Source organism: Actinomadura macra NBRC 14102 (assembly GCF_001552215.1).
Lineage (GTDB): Bacteria > Actinomycetota > Actinomycetes > Streptosporangiales > Streptosporangiaceae > Spirillospora > Spirillospora macra.
The window spans coordinates 48,519-63,508 of record NZ_BCQT01000001.1; the positions used below are offsets into that span (position 1 = coordinate 48,519).

The 14,990-nt window shown below is 69.8% G+C and carries 13 protein-coding genes; 1 reads left to right on the top strand and 12 read right to left on the bottom strand.

Annotated features, from left to right (window positions below):
* Positions 1-260 precede the first annotated feature (260 nt).
* The 10 genes from AMA02S_RS00230 to AMA02S_RS00275 all read right to left on the bottom strand — a co-directional run bounded on the left by AMA02S_RS00230 (position 261) and on the right by AMA02S_RS00275 (position 11,972).
* The gene (locus AMA02S_RS00230) at positions 261-845 is read right to left on the bottom strand and encodes a glycoside hydrolase family 25 protein (RefSeq protein ID WP_067449743.1); all 585 of its coding nucleotides are present in this window, start codon (positions 843-845) and stop codon (positions 261-263) included.
* A gap of 269 nt (positions 846-1,114) precedes the next feature.
* Positions 1,115-1,585, bottom strand: coding sequence for a cupin domain-containing protein (locus tag AMA02S_RS45245; protein WP_084264363.1), 471 nt, complete (start codon positions 1,583-1,585; stop codon positions 1,115-1,117).
* A 135-nt stretch (positions 1,586-1,720) separates the two neighbouring features.
* Complete coding sequence (locus AMA02S_RS00240) at positions 1,721-2,662, bottom strand: alpha/beta hydrolase (protein ID WP_084264364.1); 942 nt, start codon at positions 2,660-2,662, stop codon at positions 1,721-1,723.
* Positions 2,659-4,200 (bottom strand): carboxylesterase/lipase family protein, encoded by a 1,542-nt coding sequence (locus AMA02S_RS00245; protein WP_067449745.1) that lies wholly within the window; start codon positions 4,198-4,200, stop codon positions 2,659-2,661. Before AMA02S_RS00245 ends, AMA02S_RS00240 begins: the two co-directional genes overlap by 4 nt.
* Positions 4,182-4,991, bottom strand: a complete 810-nt coding sequence (locus AMA02S_RS00250; protein WP_067449750.1) for an ATP-binding cassette domain-containing protein — start codon at positions 4,989-4,991, stop codon at positions 4,182-4,184. Before AMA02S_RS00250 ends, AMA02S_RS00245 begins: the two co-directional genes overlap by 19 nt.
* Positions 4,988-6,970 carry a dipeptide/oligopeptide/nickel ABC transporter permease/ATP-binding protein gene (locus tag AMA02S_RS00255; protein ID WP_084264365.1) on the bottom strand — a complete coding sequence of 661 codons (1,983 nt, stop codon included), beginning with the start codon at positions 6,968-6,970 and terminating at the stop codon, positions 4,988-4,990. The genes AMA02S_RS00250 and AMA02S_RS00255 overlap by 4 nt, the downstream gene beginning before the upstream one ends.
* The gene (locus AMA02S_RS00260; protein WP_067449752.1) at positions 6,967-7,908 is read right to left on the bottom strand and encodes an ABC transporter permease; all 942 of its coding nucleotides are present in this window, start codon (positions 7,906-7,908) and stop codon (positions 6,967-6,969) included. Before AMA02S_RS00260 ends, AMA02S_RS00255 begins: the two co-directional genes overlap by 4 nt.
* 29 nt (positions 7,909-7,937) lie before the next feature.
* Positions 7,938-9,542 carry an ABC transporter substrate-binding protein gene (locus AMA02S_RS00265; RefSeq protein ID WP_169806748.1) on the bottom strand — a complete coding sequence of 535 codons (1,605 nt, stop codon included), beginning with the start codon at positions 9,540-9,542 and terminating at the stop codon, positions 7,938-7,940.
* Positions 9,543-9,698: 156 nt separating this feature from the next.
* Positions 9,699-10,889 carry an ROK family transcriptional regulator gene (locus AMA02S_RS00270; RefSeq protein ID WP_084264367.1) on the bottom strand — a complete coding sequence of 397 codons (1,191 nt, stop codon included), beginning with the start codon at positions 10,887-10,889 and terminating at the stop codon, positions 9,699-9,701.
* Between the two features lie 177 nt (positions 10,890-11,066).
* Positions 11,067-11,972, bottom strand: coding sequence for a LysR family transcriptional regulator (locus tag AMA02S_RS00275; protein WP_067450100.1), 906 nt, complete (start codon positions 11,970-11,972; stop codon positions 11,067-11,069).
* An 85-nt stretch (positions 11,973-12,057) separates the two neighbouring features.
* Between AMA02S_RS00275 and AMA02S_RS00280 the strand changes: the two genes are divergently transcribed.
* Positions 12,058-12,504, top strand: coding sequence for an ester cyclase (locus AMA02S_RS00280; RefSeq protein WP_067449758.1), 447 nt, complete (start codon positions 12,058-12,060; stop codon positions 12,502-12,504).
* A gap of 42 nt (positions 12,505-12,546) precedes the next feature.
* On the opposite strand, the gene AMA02S_RS00285 is transcribed toward AMA02S_RS00280, so the two are convergent.
* Both AMA02S_RS00285 and AMA02S_RS00290 read right to left on the bottom strand, forming a co-directional pair.
* Positions 12,547-14,010 carry a PepSY-associated TM helix domain-containing protein gene (locus AMA02S_RS00285; protein ID WP_218004800.1) on the bottom strand — a complete coding sequence of 488 codons (1,464 nt, stop codon included), beginning with the start codon at positions 14,008-14,010 and terminating at the stop codon, positions 12,547-12,549.
* 266 nt (positions 14,011-14,276) lie between these two features.
* Positions 14,277-14,867 (bottom strand): hypothetical protein, encoded by a 591-nt coding sequence (locus AMA02S_RS00290; RefSeq protein ID WP_067449761.1) that lies wholly within the window; start codon positions 14,865-14,867, stop codon positions 14,277-14,279.
* Positions 14,868-14,990 lie beyond the last annotated feature (123 nt).

A 14,990-nucleotide genomic window follows, 5' to 3' on the forward strand; every position in this document is an offset into this window, starting at 1 on the left:
TGTCACCGATTCCGGGCCAACGAGCCGGTTCGGCGGGTGTCATCCGCCCCTGCCGGCCGGGCGGCCGGGCGGCCGGGTGTCTGGTCGGGTTCGGTTACCTTCAGCCTGGTTGAAAGAATGCCAGCGCCGTCGAGCAGCGCCATGTCGGCGCCCTGCCCCACCGGCGGCATCAGATGCGCGGCGTCGCTGAGAGGCGTGACGCCTGGCGTCGACGGCCAGGTCAGGCCGACCGGGAGGGTCGTGATCGACCGCGGCACTTGTCAGTCGTCGTCGTGGTGGACGGCGGCCCATTGCTTGAGGGCGGCGCGGCTGGGGAACTTGCCGACGTTCTTGTCCAGTGGCTCGGAGGTGTACTGGTGAAACAGCCACTCATGGTCGATCTTCGGGTCGCCGGCCTTGCGGTAGTCGGCGATCCAGAGCCCGTCGCCGGTGTAGTCGCCGGTGCCGGGGTCGCTCCATAGGTCACGGTTGGTGTAAAGGATCACCCGGTGGCCGGGGCGCAACTGCTTCACCTTGTGCAGGAACTCATCTTTCTGGGAACTGGTGGCCCGCCGCCCCTTGGGATCCTTCTCCCAGTCCAGGGCCAGGATGTCGCCCTCACGGGCGCCGCAGTGCTTGACGAAGTACTTGGCCTGGGCGGTGATCCGGGCCGGCCGTAGCGCCCGGCCGGGGCGCAGGTAGTGATAGTGGCCCACCACGCACCCGTGCCGGCGGGCCACCTTGACCTGCTCGGCGCGCTCGGGGTTGGTGTAGGAGGTGCCTTCGGTGGCTTTGACGAACACGAAATCCAGGCCCTTGGCCTCGTAGGAAGGGTTGTGGGAGGAAACGTCGACACCGTTCAGCATGACGATCCTTTCGCGTGCGATGACGTGACCACCCAACGCATCGCCTCAACTGCTCTGAGTAATCGCGAGTTGGAGTGAGAGAGCGGTATCCCGGCGCTAGCCTCCTCAAACGCCGGCGTGACGTCGTTGGTGTCCTTCTGCGCGTAAGGGCTGGCCAGGCCCCTGGGGGAGGCGGGCGTCCTCGTCAGATCGACTTTGTGACGCGGCATGGCTCGTGGCAGCGATCATCTGCGGGTGATGCTCGTCCGCGATCTTTCCATTGGGAGCGCTTAGCCAGCGGGGTGGAAGTCGTACGGCAGTTCGTCGTAGACGTAGTACACGCAGTCGGCGCCTGGGGCGCACTGACCCCAGTGGACGGCCTTGCCCGGGTAGTAGAGGAAGTCCCCGGCGCCGACCTTGTAGGTTTTGTGGCCCTTGATGTTCCAGAGCATGGTGCCCTTGACGCCGACTACATGCTCGGGGCTGGTGTGCCAGTGCTTGGGGAACGGCGTCCCGGCCTTGAGCGTGAACATGGCCTCGGACGGGCCGGTGGCCGGATCTCCCTTGAGTTGCACGAATGTGCACCCGGCGAGCCCTTCGCATGGGTTGCCCGCCCCAGGCCGGTGATGGTGGTAGATCACCCGGTCGTGCTTGGGCCTGGCGGACCCGTTCTCGGCCGCCGCGATTCCGCCGAGCGTCGTGATTGACGCGAGCACTCCGAGTGAAAGCGTGAGCCGACGCAAGATCGATGACCGTGACATGACAACCTCCGGTGGTCACCGGCCCGAAAGATCTATCGGACCGCAGTCCGATTAACTTAGCGGACCACGGTCCGTCTTGGCTAGTCGTCGCGCGGACCCACCGGACCATCGTCTCCGCGCGATTCCTGTCTTCGATCAGTGGCGGTTTGTCTTCCCCACGGTGGCCGGACGCATCTTCTCCTCGAAGAACGCCACCGCCTGGGCGGCCAGGGGCTCGACGTCGGCGCCGAGGAAGCAGTGGTCCGCCTCAGCGACGATGGTGAGGCGGCTGTCCGCGCCGCACTGGTCGAGTGCGCGGTGCAACTGCTCGCTCTGCCCGACGGGCACCACCCGATCCGCGGCCCCGTGCACCAGCAGCACCGGCGGTGCCGCGGCGTGCGCGTAGCTCACGGAACTGGCGGCCTGGGCGGCGCTGAGCGCCGCGGGGATCGCCGCACCCAGCAGCAGGGCCTCGGGCGCGTCGGCGGCATTGTGGTCGATGACCGCGTCTGGTCCGGATTGTTGCTGCATCGTGCGGAAGTCGCTCGGTGCGTACCAGATGACTCCGGCCTGGACGGCCACGCTGTCCGAGGCTCCTTCGTCGTCGGTGAAGAGGTCGTCAGGCGCCAGGCAGGCCAGTGCCGCCAAGTGGCCACCCGCCGACTCACCCCAGACACCGAATCGGGTCGCGTCGATCCCGAGGGCATCGCAATGGCGGCGCAGCCAGCGTATGGCCGCGCGGATGTCCAGTAGTTGAGCGGGGAACCGCGCCTCCCCGCTGAAGCGGTAGCTCGCGTGCGCGACGGCGAAGCCCGCGCCGAGCAGGTGTTCGTCGAGCCGGGCCGATTGCAGGGGCGGAGGCATCTCCCGGTGGGTACCGCCGAGGTAGGCACCGCCGTGGATCCAGATGACCAGCGGGACGGGCTCGGCGCTGATCGGACGCAGCAGGTCGAGCGTCAGCTCGCGATAGCCGGGGATCCGCGCCACCACGGCGTCCGCGTACAGGTCGTACGGCACTGGCGAGCCGGTGAGGCGCCGGGGATGCGGTGGCGGTCCCGGCTCGCTCGGCGGGAGTCCCGACGCGGGTGGCCTGGTCATGCGCCTGCCCCCGTCGGAAGGTCGCGCGGGTGCTGGCCGGTGTGCGGGCTCCAGGTGCTGTCGATGCGCATGGTCGCTCTCGTTTCCGGGGTGTAGGGCTCCCAGGTCGGGATGTCGCCGTGTCCGGGTTCGCCGGTCCGCGCGAAGGACGTCCACGCCTGTGCCATGCGCGTGGAGACCTCGCGGCGGTCGCCGCGGTCGCCCGCGAGCGGTGACAGTTCCGCGTTGTGGAACACGAACGGCAGGTCGAGGCTGTGCGTCGCTCCGAGCAGGCCGCCGAGGATCGGGGTCTGGTAGGCGAACTCGTAGCAGTGGACGGTGTGCCGTGTGGAGAGCTCGGATGCCAGGTTGATCGCCGCCGGTGCGAAGGTCATATCCGTGACGATGCGAGCCAGGCGCAGCCGTGCCGGCTCGGGGCCGACCCGGTCCTGGTAGGCGGTGGCGGTGGCTTCGGCTGTGGCGCCGAAGCGGCCCGCCGTCCAGGCATGCAGTTGGGGGTCGGTGAAGGTCGCGTACTCCGGCGCGTTGCAGAGGATGAGCGAGGCGTCATGGCTGGTGTAGCCGATGAGGACGGGGACGCCGGCGCCGTCTGGAGTGGGCGCCGGATCGACGCTGGGTGTGAACGACGCCTGAGCTGCGGCGAAGATGTCCTGATCGAGGGTGAAGCCGCCCATGACGTCCCCGGTGACGCACCGCTGGAGTTCGAGGAGCGGACCGGTACCCCAGGTGGTCAGCTCCCGGGCCCGGGACGGGCTCAACCCGGCGACGTGCACGGTCTGGGCGGCGAGGTCGTGGGCCGCTTCGGGCGACGTCGGCAGCGGGCCCGGCGAGCTCTGGATGATCGCCTTGTGGAACAGGCCGGACACGGATGGCATCGACATCAGGTTGCGGACCTTGTCACCGCCCCCCGACTGGCCGAACAGCGTGACGTTGCCGGGGTCCCCGCCGAAGCCGTCGATGTTGTCGCGTACCCATTCGAGGGCGAGGACGAGGTCGAGCAGCCCGGCGATGCCGGAGCCCTCGAACTCGCCGCCGAGGAGTTCCTCCAGGTTCAGATAGCCGAACATGCCCAGCCGGTGGTTGACCGTGACCACGACGACATCGCCGAGCCGGGCGAGGCGATCGCCCAGGAACATCGACTCGGAACCGGCGCCGTGCTGGTAGCCGCCGCCGTGGAGCCACACCATGACCGGGCGGTCGCCGGGCACCCTCGCCTCCGGCGTCCAGACGTTGAGGACCAGGCAGTCCTCGCCCATCGGGATGCCTTCGAGCGCCGAACCGGTGCGCGGATAGAAGTAGTCGATCGCCTCGACCCACGAGCCCGTCGCCGCCAACCGGATGTCGTTCTGCGGCGCGGCGTTGCCGAAGATCGTCGCGTCGCGCACGCCGGGCCACGGTTTCGCATGTTCCGGCGGCCGGAACCGCGCCGGGCCGCCGGTGGGCGCGCCGTACGGGATGCCGAGGAACGACGCGACCCCGCGATGCCGGACGCCGCCGACCTTCCCGGACGTGGTGTCGACTATGACTCGCTTTTGCATGAGGGAGCCTTCTCCTGCGGTGTGGTCTGGGGGATCGCGGCGATGAGCCGCTTGGTGTAGTCCGCGCGGGGACGCTCGTACACCGGCTGGGTGGCGCCGGACTCCACGACGGAGCCGTGGTACAGGACGACCAGGTCGTCGGCGAGGTACCGGACGACGCCGAGATCGTGCGAGATGAACAGGTAGGCGACGCCGAGATCGGCTCTGAGCTCGTTGAACAGATTGAGGATCTGCGCTTGCAGGGAGAGGTCGAGGGCGCTCACCGGCTCGTCGCAGACGATCAGGCGCGGCCGCATGACCAGGGCGCGAGCGATCGCGATGCGCTGCCGCTGGCCGCCGGAGAACTCGGCGGGGTAGCGGTCCAGCACCGCGGCCGGGAGGCCGACGCGCTCCAGCGCCTCGACGACCCGGTCCCGGCGGGCACGGGCGTCGAGGATCCGCTGGACGCGCAGCGGTTCGCCGAGCGTCCGGCCGATCGGTTTGACCGGGTTCAGCGAGCCGTACGGATCCTGGAAGACGACCTGGATCTGGCTGCTCAGCTCCCGGCGTTCGCGCCGTCCGGCCCGGGTGATGTCGCGGCCGTCGAAGGTGATCGACCCGCCGCCGACCGGCACCAGCCCGAGGATCGCCTTGCCGAGGGTCGACTTCCCGGAGCCGGATTCCCCGACCAGGCCGACGGTGCGTCCGTGACCGACGGTGAGCGAGACGCCGTCCAGCGCGGTGACCGGCTCGCCGCGCCGGCGCGGGTAGCGGACGGTGAGGTCGTCGATCGACAGCAGCGGCTCGGTCATGGTGTGGCCTCGATCTTGTGCAAGGGCACCGAGCGGAGACAGCGGCTGCGATGCTCGTCCGTTCCCGCCACGGCGATCGGGTGCGTGGTGCATTCGTCCATCACGTAGGGGCAGCGCGCCGCGAAGTGGCAGCCGAGCGGCCACTCGCCCGGCGAGGGGACGCCTCCGGGCATGACGCGAAGTGCCACGCCCGGCGTGCCGAGTTGCGGGTTCGCGGCCAGCAGGCCCTCGCTGTAGGGGTGCTGAGGCGCCTTGATGATCGTCGCGGTCGGGCCTGACTCCACGATCTGTCCCGCGTACATGACGAGGGTCTGTTCGCAGAGTTCGCCCACCGCGCCCCAGTCGTGGCTGATCAGCAGGATCGCCATGCCCGTCTCCCGCTGGAGCGTGCGCATCAGCTGGAGGATCTCCGCCTGGACGGTGACGTCGAGCGCGGTGGTGGGCTCGTCGGCGATCAGCAGCCGGGGTCCGCCCGCGAGCGCGAGCGCGATGGCGACGCGCTGCGCCATCCCGCCGGAGAGCTGGTGGGGGTACATCTTCACGACGCGTTCGGGGTCGGGCAGGCGGACCTGGTCGAGCAATTCGACGGCGCGCCGCCGGGCTCGCGCTCGTCCGGCGGCGGTGTGGGTGCGGACGGCGTCGGCGATGTGGCTGCCCACGGTGAACAGCGGGTCCAGTGCCGCCATCGGCTCCTGTGAGATGAACGCGATGGTCGAGCCGCGCAGCCCGGCGCGGTCTCGGCGGCTCATGGCGTTGGCGTCGGCGCCGTTGACCAGGATCGTGCCGCCGGTGACGTGGGCGCCGTCCGGCAGCAGGCCGAGGACGGCGCGCCCGGTCATCGTCTTGCCGCATCCCGACTCGCCGACGATGCCCAGCGTCGCACCGGCCCGCAGGTCGAACGACACGTCGTCGATCACCGGTACCGGTCGCCCATCGGCTCCGGGGACGACGACGGTCAGGCCATCGACACGCAGCAGGATCGGCGGATCGTCCGCCGGTGCGGCATCGCCGGCCGGTGCGGTGTCCTCTGCCGGCCGGTGGTGCTCACCTGCGGCCACGGCCTCGCGCGGCGGCTTCTTCCGTGTCCGGGTGACCGGGCGTGCCCAGCCCTCCGCCGTCGCGTCGCGGACGCCGTCCCCGAGCAGCACCAGCGCGATCACCGTGCAGGCGACGACCGCGCCGGTCGGGATCAGCATCCAGTTCTGCTGGTTCATCACCGCGGAGGCGTCGGCGACCATGCCGCCCCAGCTGGCCTCCGGCAGGTGCACGCCCAGCCCGAGGAAGTTCAGCCCGGTCTCGGTGAGCAGAGCGGTCGCGGCGACGAGCGACAGGTTGACGAGGATCGGCCCCACGATGCGCGGCAGGACGTGCCGCAGCGCGATGGTGAACCAGCCGAACCCGTACACGCGGGCGGCGGCGACGTACGGCTCCCCCGCCACGGTCAGCGCGGCGGCACGGACGACGCGGACGAGGCCGGGCGCGGTGAGCACGCCGAGCGCGGCCATCGCGGCGACGAGCTCCTGGTCGAAGGTCGCCAGCACCATCAGCAGCACCACGATCGCCGGGATCGACATGAACAGGTCGACCAGGGGCGACACGATCCGGTCGGCGCCGCCCGAGAGCGCCGCCGACAGCCCGATCGGGACCGCGATGACGGCCGCGACCAGGACGGACACGAGCACCCCGACCAGCGCCGGGCGCGCCCCGAACATCAGGCGGGAGGCGATGTCGCGTCCGAGCGCGTCGGTGCCGAGCCAGTGGCCGGCCGTCGGCGTCGCGAGGACGTGGGCGAAGTCGGCCTCCTGCGGATCGTACGGCGCGAAGATCGGCGCGAAGATCGCGAGCAGGATGACGACGACCAGGTAGAGCAGCGCGCCCACCGCGAGCGGATGGCGGAGCAGGCGGCGCGCCAGGCCGGGCCGTCCGGACGGGGCGCTGGCGGCGGGCTCCGCGGCGGTCGGGGCGGTCGGGGCGGTCATGAGGCCCGCACCCGGGGGTCGATCAGCACGTACGCGACATCGGTCAGGAGGTTGGCCGCGACGACCAACAGCGTGAAGTACACGGCGACACCTTGAATCACTGGAATGTCCTTGGAGCCGGTCGCGCTGACGGCGAGGCTGCCCAGCCCGGGGAGGCCGAAGACCTGCTCGATCACGACCGATCCGCCGAGCGCGCCGACCAGCAGGATGCTCGACATCGTGCAGATCGGGATGGCCGCGCTGCGCAGCGCGTGCTTGAACACGATGCGCCGCTCGGGGACGCCGTTGGCCCGCAGGTTGTCGATGTAGGGGCGACGCAGGACGTCGAGCATCGCCTCCCTCGTCTGCTTGGCGATCGCCGTGACCCCGCCCAGGGCGAGCGCGGTGACCGGGAGCACCAGCGATCGCGCCCACCCGTTCGGCGAATCCCCGAGCTTGACGTACCCGGTGGCCGGGAGCAGCCCGAGCTGAACGCTCATCACCGAGATCAGCAGCAGGCCGAGCCAGAAGCTCGGGACGGCGAGACCGCCGATGCTGAGCAGGTCGACCAGCCGTCCGGCCAGCGAGCCGGCCCTGCTGCTGATGACGCCGAGGACGACGCCGAGCACGGTGGCGAGGATGGTCGCGCCGAGGACGAGGGAGAGGGTCACGGGAAGCCTCGTGCTCAACGCGGTCGTCACCGCCTCCTTGTTCGTCAGCGAGGTGCCGAGCGAGCCGTGGAAGACGCCGTTGAGCCAGTGCCAGTACTGCGCCCAGATCGGCTCGTCGAGGTGGAGCTGCTGCCGTAGCCGCAGGACGTCCCCCCGTGTCGCCTGGAGCCCGGCGAGCTGGCTCGCGGCGTCGCCGGGAATCAGTGACTGGAGGATGAAGACCACGACCGACACCACGAACAGCAGCGGCACGGACAGCAGGAGCCTGCGCATCAGGATGCGTTTCATCAGGCGTTCCCTCCTTCAGCGGGGACGCGTCAGCTCTTGGCCGCGGTGAAGAACACCGGGTTCGGGTCGAGAGCCCGCGGTGAGGCGATGACGCCCTGGAGTCCGGGGCGGGCGACCGTGACCTTGTCGATGCCCGCGAAGGGGACGAACCAGGCCTGTTCCACCAGGACCCGTTGCAACCGCTTGTAGATCGCCGGGCGCGACGCGTCGTCGGCGGCGGCTCCTTCGCGCATCAGCCTGGTGATCTCGAGATGGGTGTTGTTGAACGGGTTGAACAGGCTTCCGGTGCTGAGCAGCTGATCGGCCACGAGATACATCGGGAGGCCGCCGTACTCGAACATCTGGGCCTGGTACTTCTTGCCGGTGAGCCCGCTGGTGTAGGCGCTGATGCTGACCGGAACCTCGATCTTGGCGTTGACGCCGATCTTCGACCAGTAGCTGGCGATGGCCTGGGCCGCGTCGGTCTCGCCCGGCTGGAGGTTGTAGGCGGCCATGGCCAGCGAGAACCCGTGCGGATAGCCCGCCTGCTGGAGCAGGCTCTTCGCCTTGGCGGGATCGTAGGCGTAGTGGCCGTCCAGGGACGGGTCGTGCCCGTCAGCCTTGGGCAGGAGGATCTGGTCACTCGGGGAGGCGTACTTTCCGAACAGCGCCTTCGCCAGCGCCTTCCGGTCGATCGCGTAGTTCAGGGCCTGCCGGACCCGGACGTCCCCGAGCGCCTTGACCTGCGTACCGCTGCGGTCGAGGAGCTGGAGGTGGCCGAACAGGTACGGCCAGGTGCTCACGTTGAAGCCCGCCTGCTTCGCGGCGTCGGCACCCTTGGTGTCGCTGATCATGTAATCCACCTGCCCGGTGCGCATGGCGCCGAGGGCGGCGTTGGAGTCGGGGATGACCTTGACGACGATCTTCTTCCAGTTGATCGCCTTGGGATTCCAGTAGCCCGGATTCGGGGTGAACACGTACGTCTGGTTGGTGACGCTGCCCCCGGCGTCGAGCACGTACTGCCCGGCTCCGGCGGTCGAGGTGCCGAGCTTGTTCGGGTCCTTGAGCCCGAGCGGGCTGATGACATCGCCGATCGCGAAGCCCTGGGTGAGGATGTAGGGCAGTTCCGGATTCGCCGATTTCAGCTCTATCCGCAGCTTGAGCGGTCCGGTGACGGTGACCCGTTCGAAGTTCTGGACGCGGGACGCGCCGAGGCCCCCCGCCTTGGCGAAGTAGGCGAAGTAGTCCGCCACGCCCCGCGCGGTCAGGCTCGACCCGTCACTGAACTTCACGCTCGGGCGCAGTGTCAGTTCGAACACCTTGTTGCCGGAGCCGACGAACTTCCATTCGGTGGCCAGACCGGGAGCGAGGCTTCCGTCGGCCTTGAGGTAGATCAGCGGGTCGTACGCGAGTTCGACGGGGATGATCAGTGGGTCGCCGTTGCCCGCGAGAGCGGGGTTCAGACTCTGCGGCGGGGCCGCGACCGCGATGGTCAGCGTCTCGGGATTCTGCCGCGCGGGCTTTCCCCCGGCACCGCCATTCGCGCCCCCGCAGGCGGTCACCAGGGCGGCCACGAGCAGTGCGCCGCCGAGGATGCCCGCCGGGCGGACACAGTGCGGCCTTGCCGGTCGGTGAATCTTCTGTGTGTCGACCACGATCTCTCCATACTTTGAAGACAGTTGATGAGGTTCGTCTCGCATGCGACCGAGCAGATGCTTACGTCGATGCAGGCCATCAACTGTTTGCACACCGTATGGCGGGTGTGATGGATATCGCAAGCTTTGAAATGATAAAAACTCAGAACCAGAAAGTTACTTCATAGACTGAAGACAAAGCTCGGTGCCCCCGAAGACGAACCGTGCGGCTCCGATCGCGATGGCATGGCCGCCGAGTTCGGCCAGGACGACGTTCCCGCGCCAGTTGCGCGGGCTCGCCATCCGCTGCATGCCGTGGCTGACCGGATCCAGGAGTGCGGGCCCGGCGGCCGCCAGCTCGCCGCCCAGGATGAAGCGCTGGGGCGCGAGCACCGCGACGACGTTCGCCAGCCCGCTGACGATGTCCTGCGCCGCATCGGTGACGATCCGGACGCAGCCGGGATCGCCGGAGCGGGCCAGCTCGGCGAGCCGGCCGAGTGCGAGGTCGTCCCCGTGGAGAGCGGCGACATGGCTCAGCAGCGCTTCGCCGCCGACCTTCGTCTCCAGGCAGCCGCGGTTCCCGCAGACACAGAGCCTGCCGCTCGTGTCGGTGGAGGAGTGCCCGAGCTCCCCGATCCCGCCCAGCCCGCCGCGATACAGCAGCCCACCGAGAATCAACGCGCCGCCGACGCCGGAACTCAGATGCAGATAGAGCACGTCCCGGCAGCCGCGGGCCGCGCCCCATCGCACCTCGGCCAGCAGCGCGGCGTCGCAATCATTGATCAGCCGTACGGGGAGACCGGTCTCGTCCTCCAGCTCGCCCGTCACGTCGGCGCCGTACCAGGACGGGTCGAACGCCGGCAGATGCCCGCCGAACCCCACCGGGACGGTGTTCGAGACCGGGTCAATGGAGACGCACAGCGCCAGCCCCACACCGGCGAGCGGCCGCGACGACACCCCGTCGACGGCGCGCAGTTCCTGGATCAACTCCACGAGGGTGGATCGCTCCTCGTCGTACGGGGTTTCCTGGCCCCGCAGCCGCGACCGTTCGGCCAGGACCGAGCCCTCGTGGTCGACCGCCGCCGCAGTGATCGCCTCGCGCGCCACCGTGACAGCCAGAGCGAGCTCCTCGGCCGCCGCGTCCAGCTCGACCAGGTTGACGCTCCGACCGTTCCGCCGTCCCTTCGAGAGTTTGACTCGACCTTCCTCGATGAGTACACGGACGAGATTCGAAACGGTCGCCTCCGACAGCCCCGTCACCCTCGCGAGCTCCGACTGCGACAACGTCCCGCTCTGTCGCAGTGCTGAAACAACCTTCTTCAGGTTCGTACGCCGCAGCTCAGCGAGCGCCCCGCCGGTTGGTGCCATCTTGCGAACCCCTCACCCATGTCCACATGCTTTGAATCGACAGGGTACGCGGGCACATCAACTCCACCGCCGTCCACGTGGCGCCCGCCGTCCGGAGGAACCCACCTCTGGGCGGTCTCGGAACGAGCATGCTGTTCGAATCGATCGGCGGATCAAGGCCGAGGTCGTGATCCGGAGTCAGGTGTCGTGGAGGCCGCTGGCCTGGCTCTGTAGAGCTGTCACCATCGCCTGTGCCTGCGCGGAAGGGCGCGGGCGGGTCACAGCGAGGGTCGCGCGGCCGGTCCAGTGGCCGTCGGTGACGGCCACCGCTCGAACCCCCGCGGGCAATGCCGGCAAGGCCAGGTCGGGGATGACCGTGATGCCCAGGCCGGCCGCGACCAGGCCGAGGCGCGTGGGCCAGCTACGCGCGGTGTAGGCGATGGTGGGATCGGTCAGGGTGGGCCAGGCTCCGAACTGCGGCGCGTTCGCCGCGCCGTCCCCGGCGATCCAGTGCTCCTGGGCCAGGTCCGGCAAGGTGATGACGGAGTGGCCCGCGAACCTGTGCGTGTCGGGGACGGCCACCAGGAGATCGCCTTTGAGCACCGTGGTCTGCCTGAGTTCGCTCAGGTCGTAGCCCGGCAGGCCGTGGCCCACACCGATGACCGCCACGTCCAACCTGCCGGCCCGGAGCCGCCGGAGCAGGGCGGGCGTCGAGGCCTCTTCCAGGACCACGGCGAGACCAGGATGACCGGACATCACCTGCGCCATCGCACGCGGGGCCAACGCCATGGCGGCGGTGGGGTAGGCACCCATCGCGAGGCGACCCGCGAGCCGATCGCGCAGGCCCGCGAGTTCCATCTCGGTCGCGGCCAGGTCGGCCAGGATCTCGGTCGCGCGGCGGACCAGCACCTGGCCCGCCGGGGTGAGCGCCACACCGCGTCCTCGACGGTCGAACAGCGGCCCTCCGGCCGCGGTCTCCATGGCGGCGACTTGGCGGGAGACGGCCGACTGGGTGTAACCGAGCATCTCGGCGGCCCGCGTGAACGATCCCGCGGCGGCGACCTGGTGGACGACGTGGAGACCGGTGATGGTGAACTCGGCCATGGCCGAGATTACCATGCGCGTTCGTCATGGAAGAGATGCCGAATCATTGTTGGACCGCATACGTCGAGCGGGGCAAGCTGGGCCCATGACACAGAACTTCACCCGCGACGAACTCGTCGCACGCCTGGTCCGCGCCGGTGAGCTGGAGGTATCGGGCGAGGACGTGGCCGAGGCCGCGACGTACTTCGACACCGAGAAGTTCCGCTTCCACGGACCGGACGGTTTCGAGTCCGACTACGCCGGGCTCGACTCCTACTTCGCGGCGGTGCGCGACGCCTTCGACGACCGGTCGATCCGGCGCGGCATCGTCGTGGCCGAGGGCGACCGCATCGCCTGCCAGACCTGGATCGAAGGCACCTTCGTCCGCGAGTTCACCCAGTCACCGGCAGGCTCGCTGCCGCCCAACGGCGAACGGGTCGTGTTCGACCTGATCAACATCTTCCGCTTCGACGATCAAGGGCGGCTCGTCGAGGAGTGGGTGCGCATCGACAACCGCGAACTGCTGCGCCAACTCGGCGCCGAAGGACGCTAGACGTGCGCGACGACGTCGAGTACGTCTTCGGCGACGAGTCGGTCACGCCGTGGTGTCCGTGGGCGTCCGACGGCGGTGCAGGGCACCCGCGATCGCGTCGACCATCAGGAAGGCGAGCAGGGTGATCCCGAACAGGGGGATCGCCCAGCCCACGAACAGGACGGCCGGGATGCCGAGGAGCAGCAGCGGACGCGGAAGCCGCCGCCAGCTCCCGCGCGCGGGCGGCCGTCCGAACGGCGCGCGCCGGCCGTTGCGGGTCGGGCGGCGCCGCCACCACATCCGGTAACCCCAGCCGATGATTCCCAGTAGACCGAGCGCGGTGGCCGAGAGCAGGATCTGGTTCGGCAGGCCGAACAGGCGCCCCATGTGGAACTGGATGCCGAGCGTGGACAGTTTCGCCAGCCACGGGTGGTCCGCCCAGTTCACGCGCGCGCTGACCCGCACCGTGGAGGCGTCGACGGCGATCTTGTCCTGGTGCACCGGCCACTGGTTGTCAGCCTGGGCGACGCTCCACACGCTGTGAGCGTCCGTGGGAGGGCTGATCTCAAGCGGACCGGACAGCCCCTCCCCGCGTGCGACCGCCAGCACGAGGTCGACGTCGTCCGCCGGATCGACCGTCCCCGCGGAGGCGACATCGCCGCCGTGGTGCGCGCGGCCGCCGCTCGCCCCCGGCGCGGTGCCGGGCTGGGCGGTGTTCAGCTCCGGGGCGGTGGCCCGCAGTCCCGCCTGGACCTCGTCAAAGCGAGCCCCGGCGTGGTCGGACCAGGTCAGACCGGTCGCGCTCAAGAACAACAGGACCGCGCCCAGCCAGACACCGGTGACGGCGTGCCTGCTCCGGGTGCGGCGGACGCCCTTGGCCGAGCCGTCCGGCATGAGCGCCTGGCGTCGGGGGCCGCGGCCCCGATAGTGGCGGCGGCGACCCAACCACAGGAGCAGCCCGCCTGCGACGATGACCCACAGCCAGCTGGCGGCCGTCTCCGAGTACAGGCGCCCGGCCGTGCCCAGATGCAGGCTGCGGTGCAGCTCGTCCAGCCAGGCGGTCAGGGGTGTCGATCCGAACCAGGTGGTCAGCTCCCCCCGCACCCGGCCGGTGTAGGGGTCGACATACACGGTGCGCTGCTTTTCGCCCAGCTCCGGCACCGACAGGACGACCTTCGTCGTGGCGCCCGCAACGGTGGGCGGAATGACCGTGGCGACCGTTCCTTCCGGGTGCGCGGTTCTGGCGGCGCGTACCTGGTCGGCGAGCGGCAAGGACGCACCGGTGACGCGTTCGGCCCGCAGTTCGTCGCGATACACCAGCGCGTCGAGCTGCGGGGTGAACGCGTAGGCCAGGCCGGTCAGCGCCGCCATCGCGAGGAAAGGGGCCACGAACACGCCGGCGTAGAAATGCAGCCGCCGCACCAGCGGCCACACCGACGGTTCGGCGGTTCGGCGCGAACGCGCTTCATCCGGCCGGACGGCGGTGGTCGCGCCCGCCGGAGGGTCGGTCAGTTCGAGATCGTTCACTGGGCGATCGGACTCAGAAGTCTTGGACATGCCCGCTCCAAGGACGTGACGCCAGGGCTGGTGAGGCGCATGCCAGGCAGGCGGAACCGCCGCACTGGCCGCGAAGGGTCGGAGGCGCTCGCACCAGGCTTTGGTGAGAGCGAGGTGTCCCTACCACCGGAGGCGCGCTGCCCCGTCCGTCCACCGCGAAAGAGGCGATGGGACGGCTGCCGCGCTCCACTCCGGTACTCAGAAGTCCCGCTCGGACCGGCGACACCTCAGGGACGTCAGCCGAGAGCGGCGGCACTCTCCGGAGGTCCACGCCTGACCATGGCGTATCGCAGGATGACGGTCCGAAGCGCCCTACCCACCCTGGGGCCTGGTCGCATCGGACGGGCCGGACCGTACGCGGGCATCGGCCGTACACGGGCGAACGTCCGCAACACCCAGCGGGCCAGCCGACGCATCTGCCCGCACAGCCTGGCCTCGCCGCGCTCCAGCCACCACGAGGTGACCAGCACCGCCACGGCGTGCATGAGCAGCATGCCCAGTCCGGGCGAGCCGCCATGGGCATCGGCCATCATGGGCTGGTCGCCCGGCCCGGCGGCAGGCATCGCCATCGCGTGTCCCTCGGACGAACGCGACAGCATGACGTGCAGAACGACCTGGCAAACCGCGACGGCGGGCAGGATCGTGGCGATCGTGCGTTCCCGCCGGGTCAGCGCCAACGCCGGCACGAACACGGTCAGGAAACCGGTGACGAGGGCGACCCGGTGGACGTGTCCGCCGCCGACGAGGTGGGCGCCGGCCGCGAGGAGGGCACAGCCGGCGGCGAAGCTCGCCGCGCGCACCCACCGCACCGCCGACCACAGCCCCATGATGGTCAGAGCCTTTCAGAGCCGTTCCACGCGAACCGCACGATCCGCGCCGCTGGACGCCCAAGCCTCACGGGCATCACAGAGGTGATACGCATCCAGGGCCCGGAACCGTTCAAGCCCTTC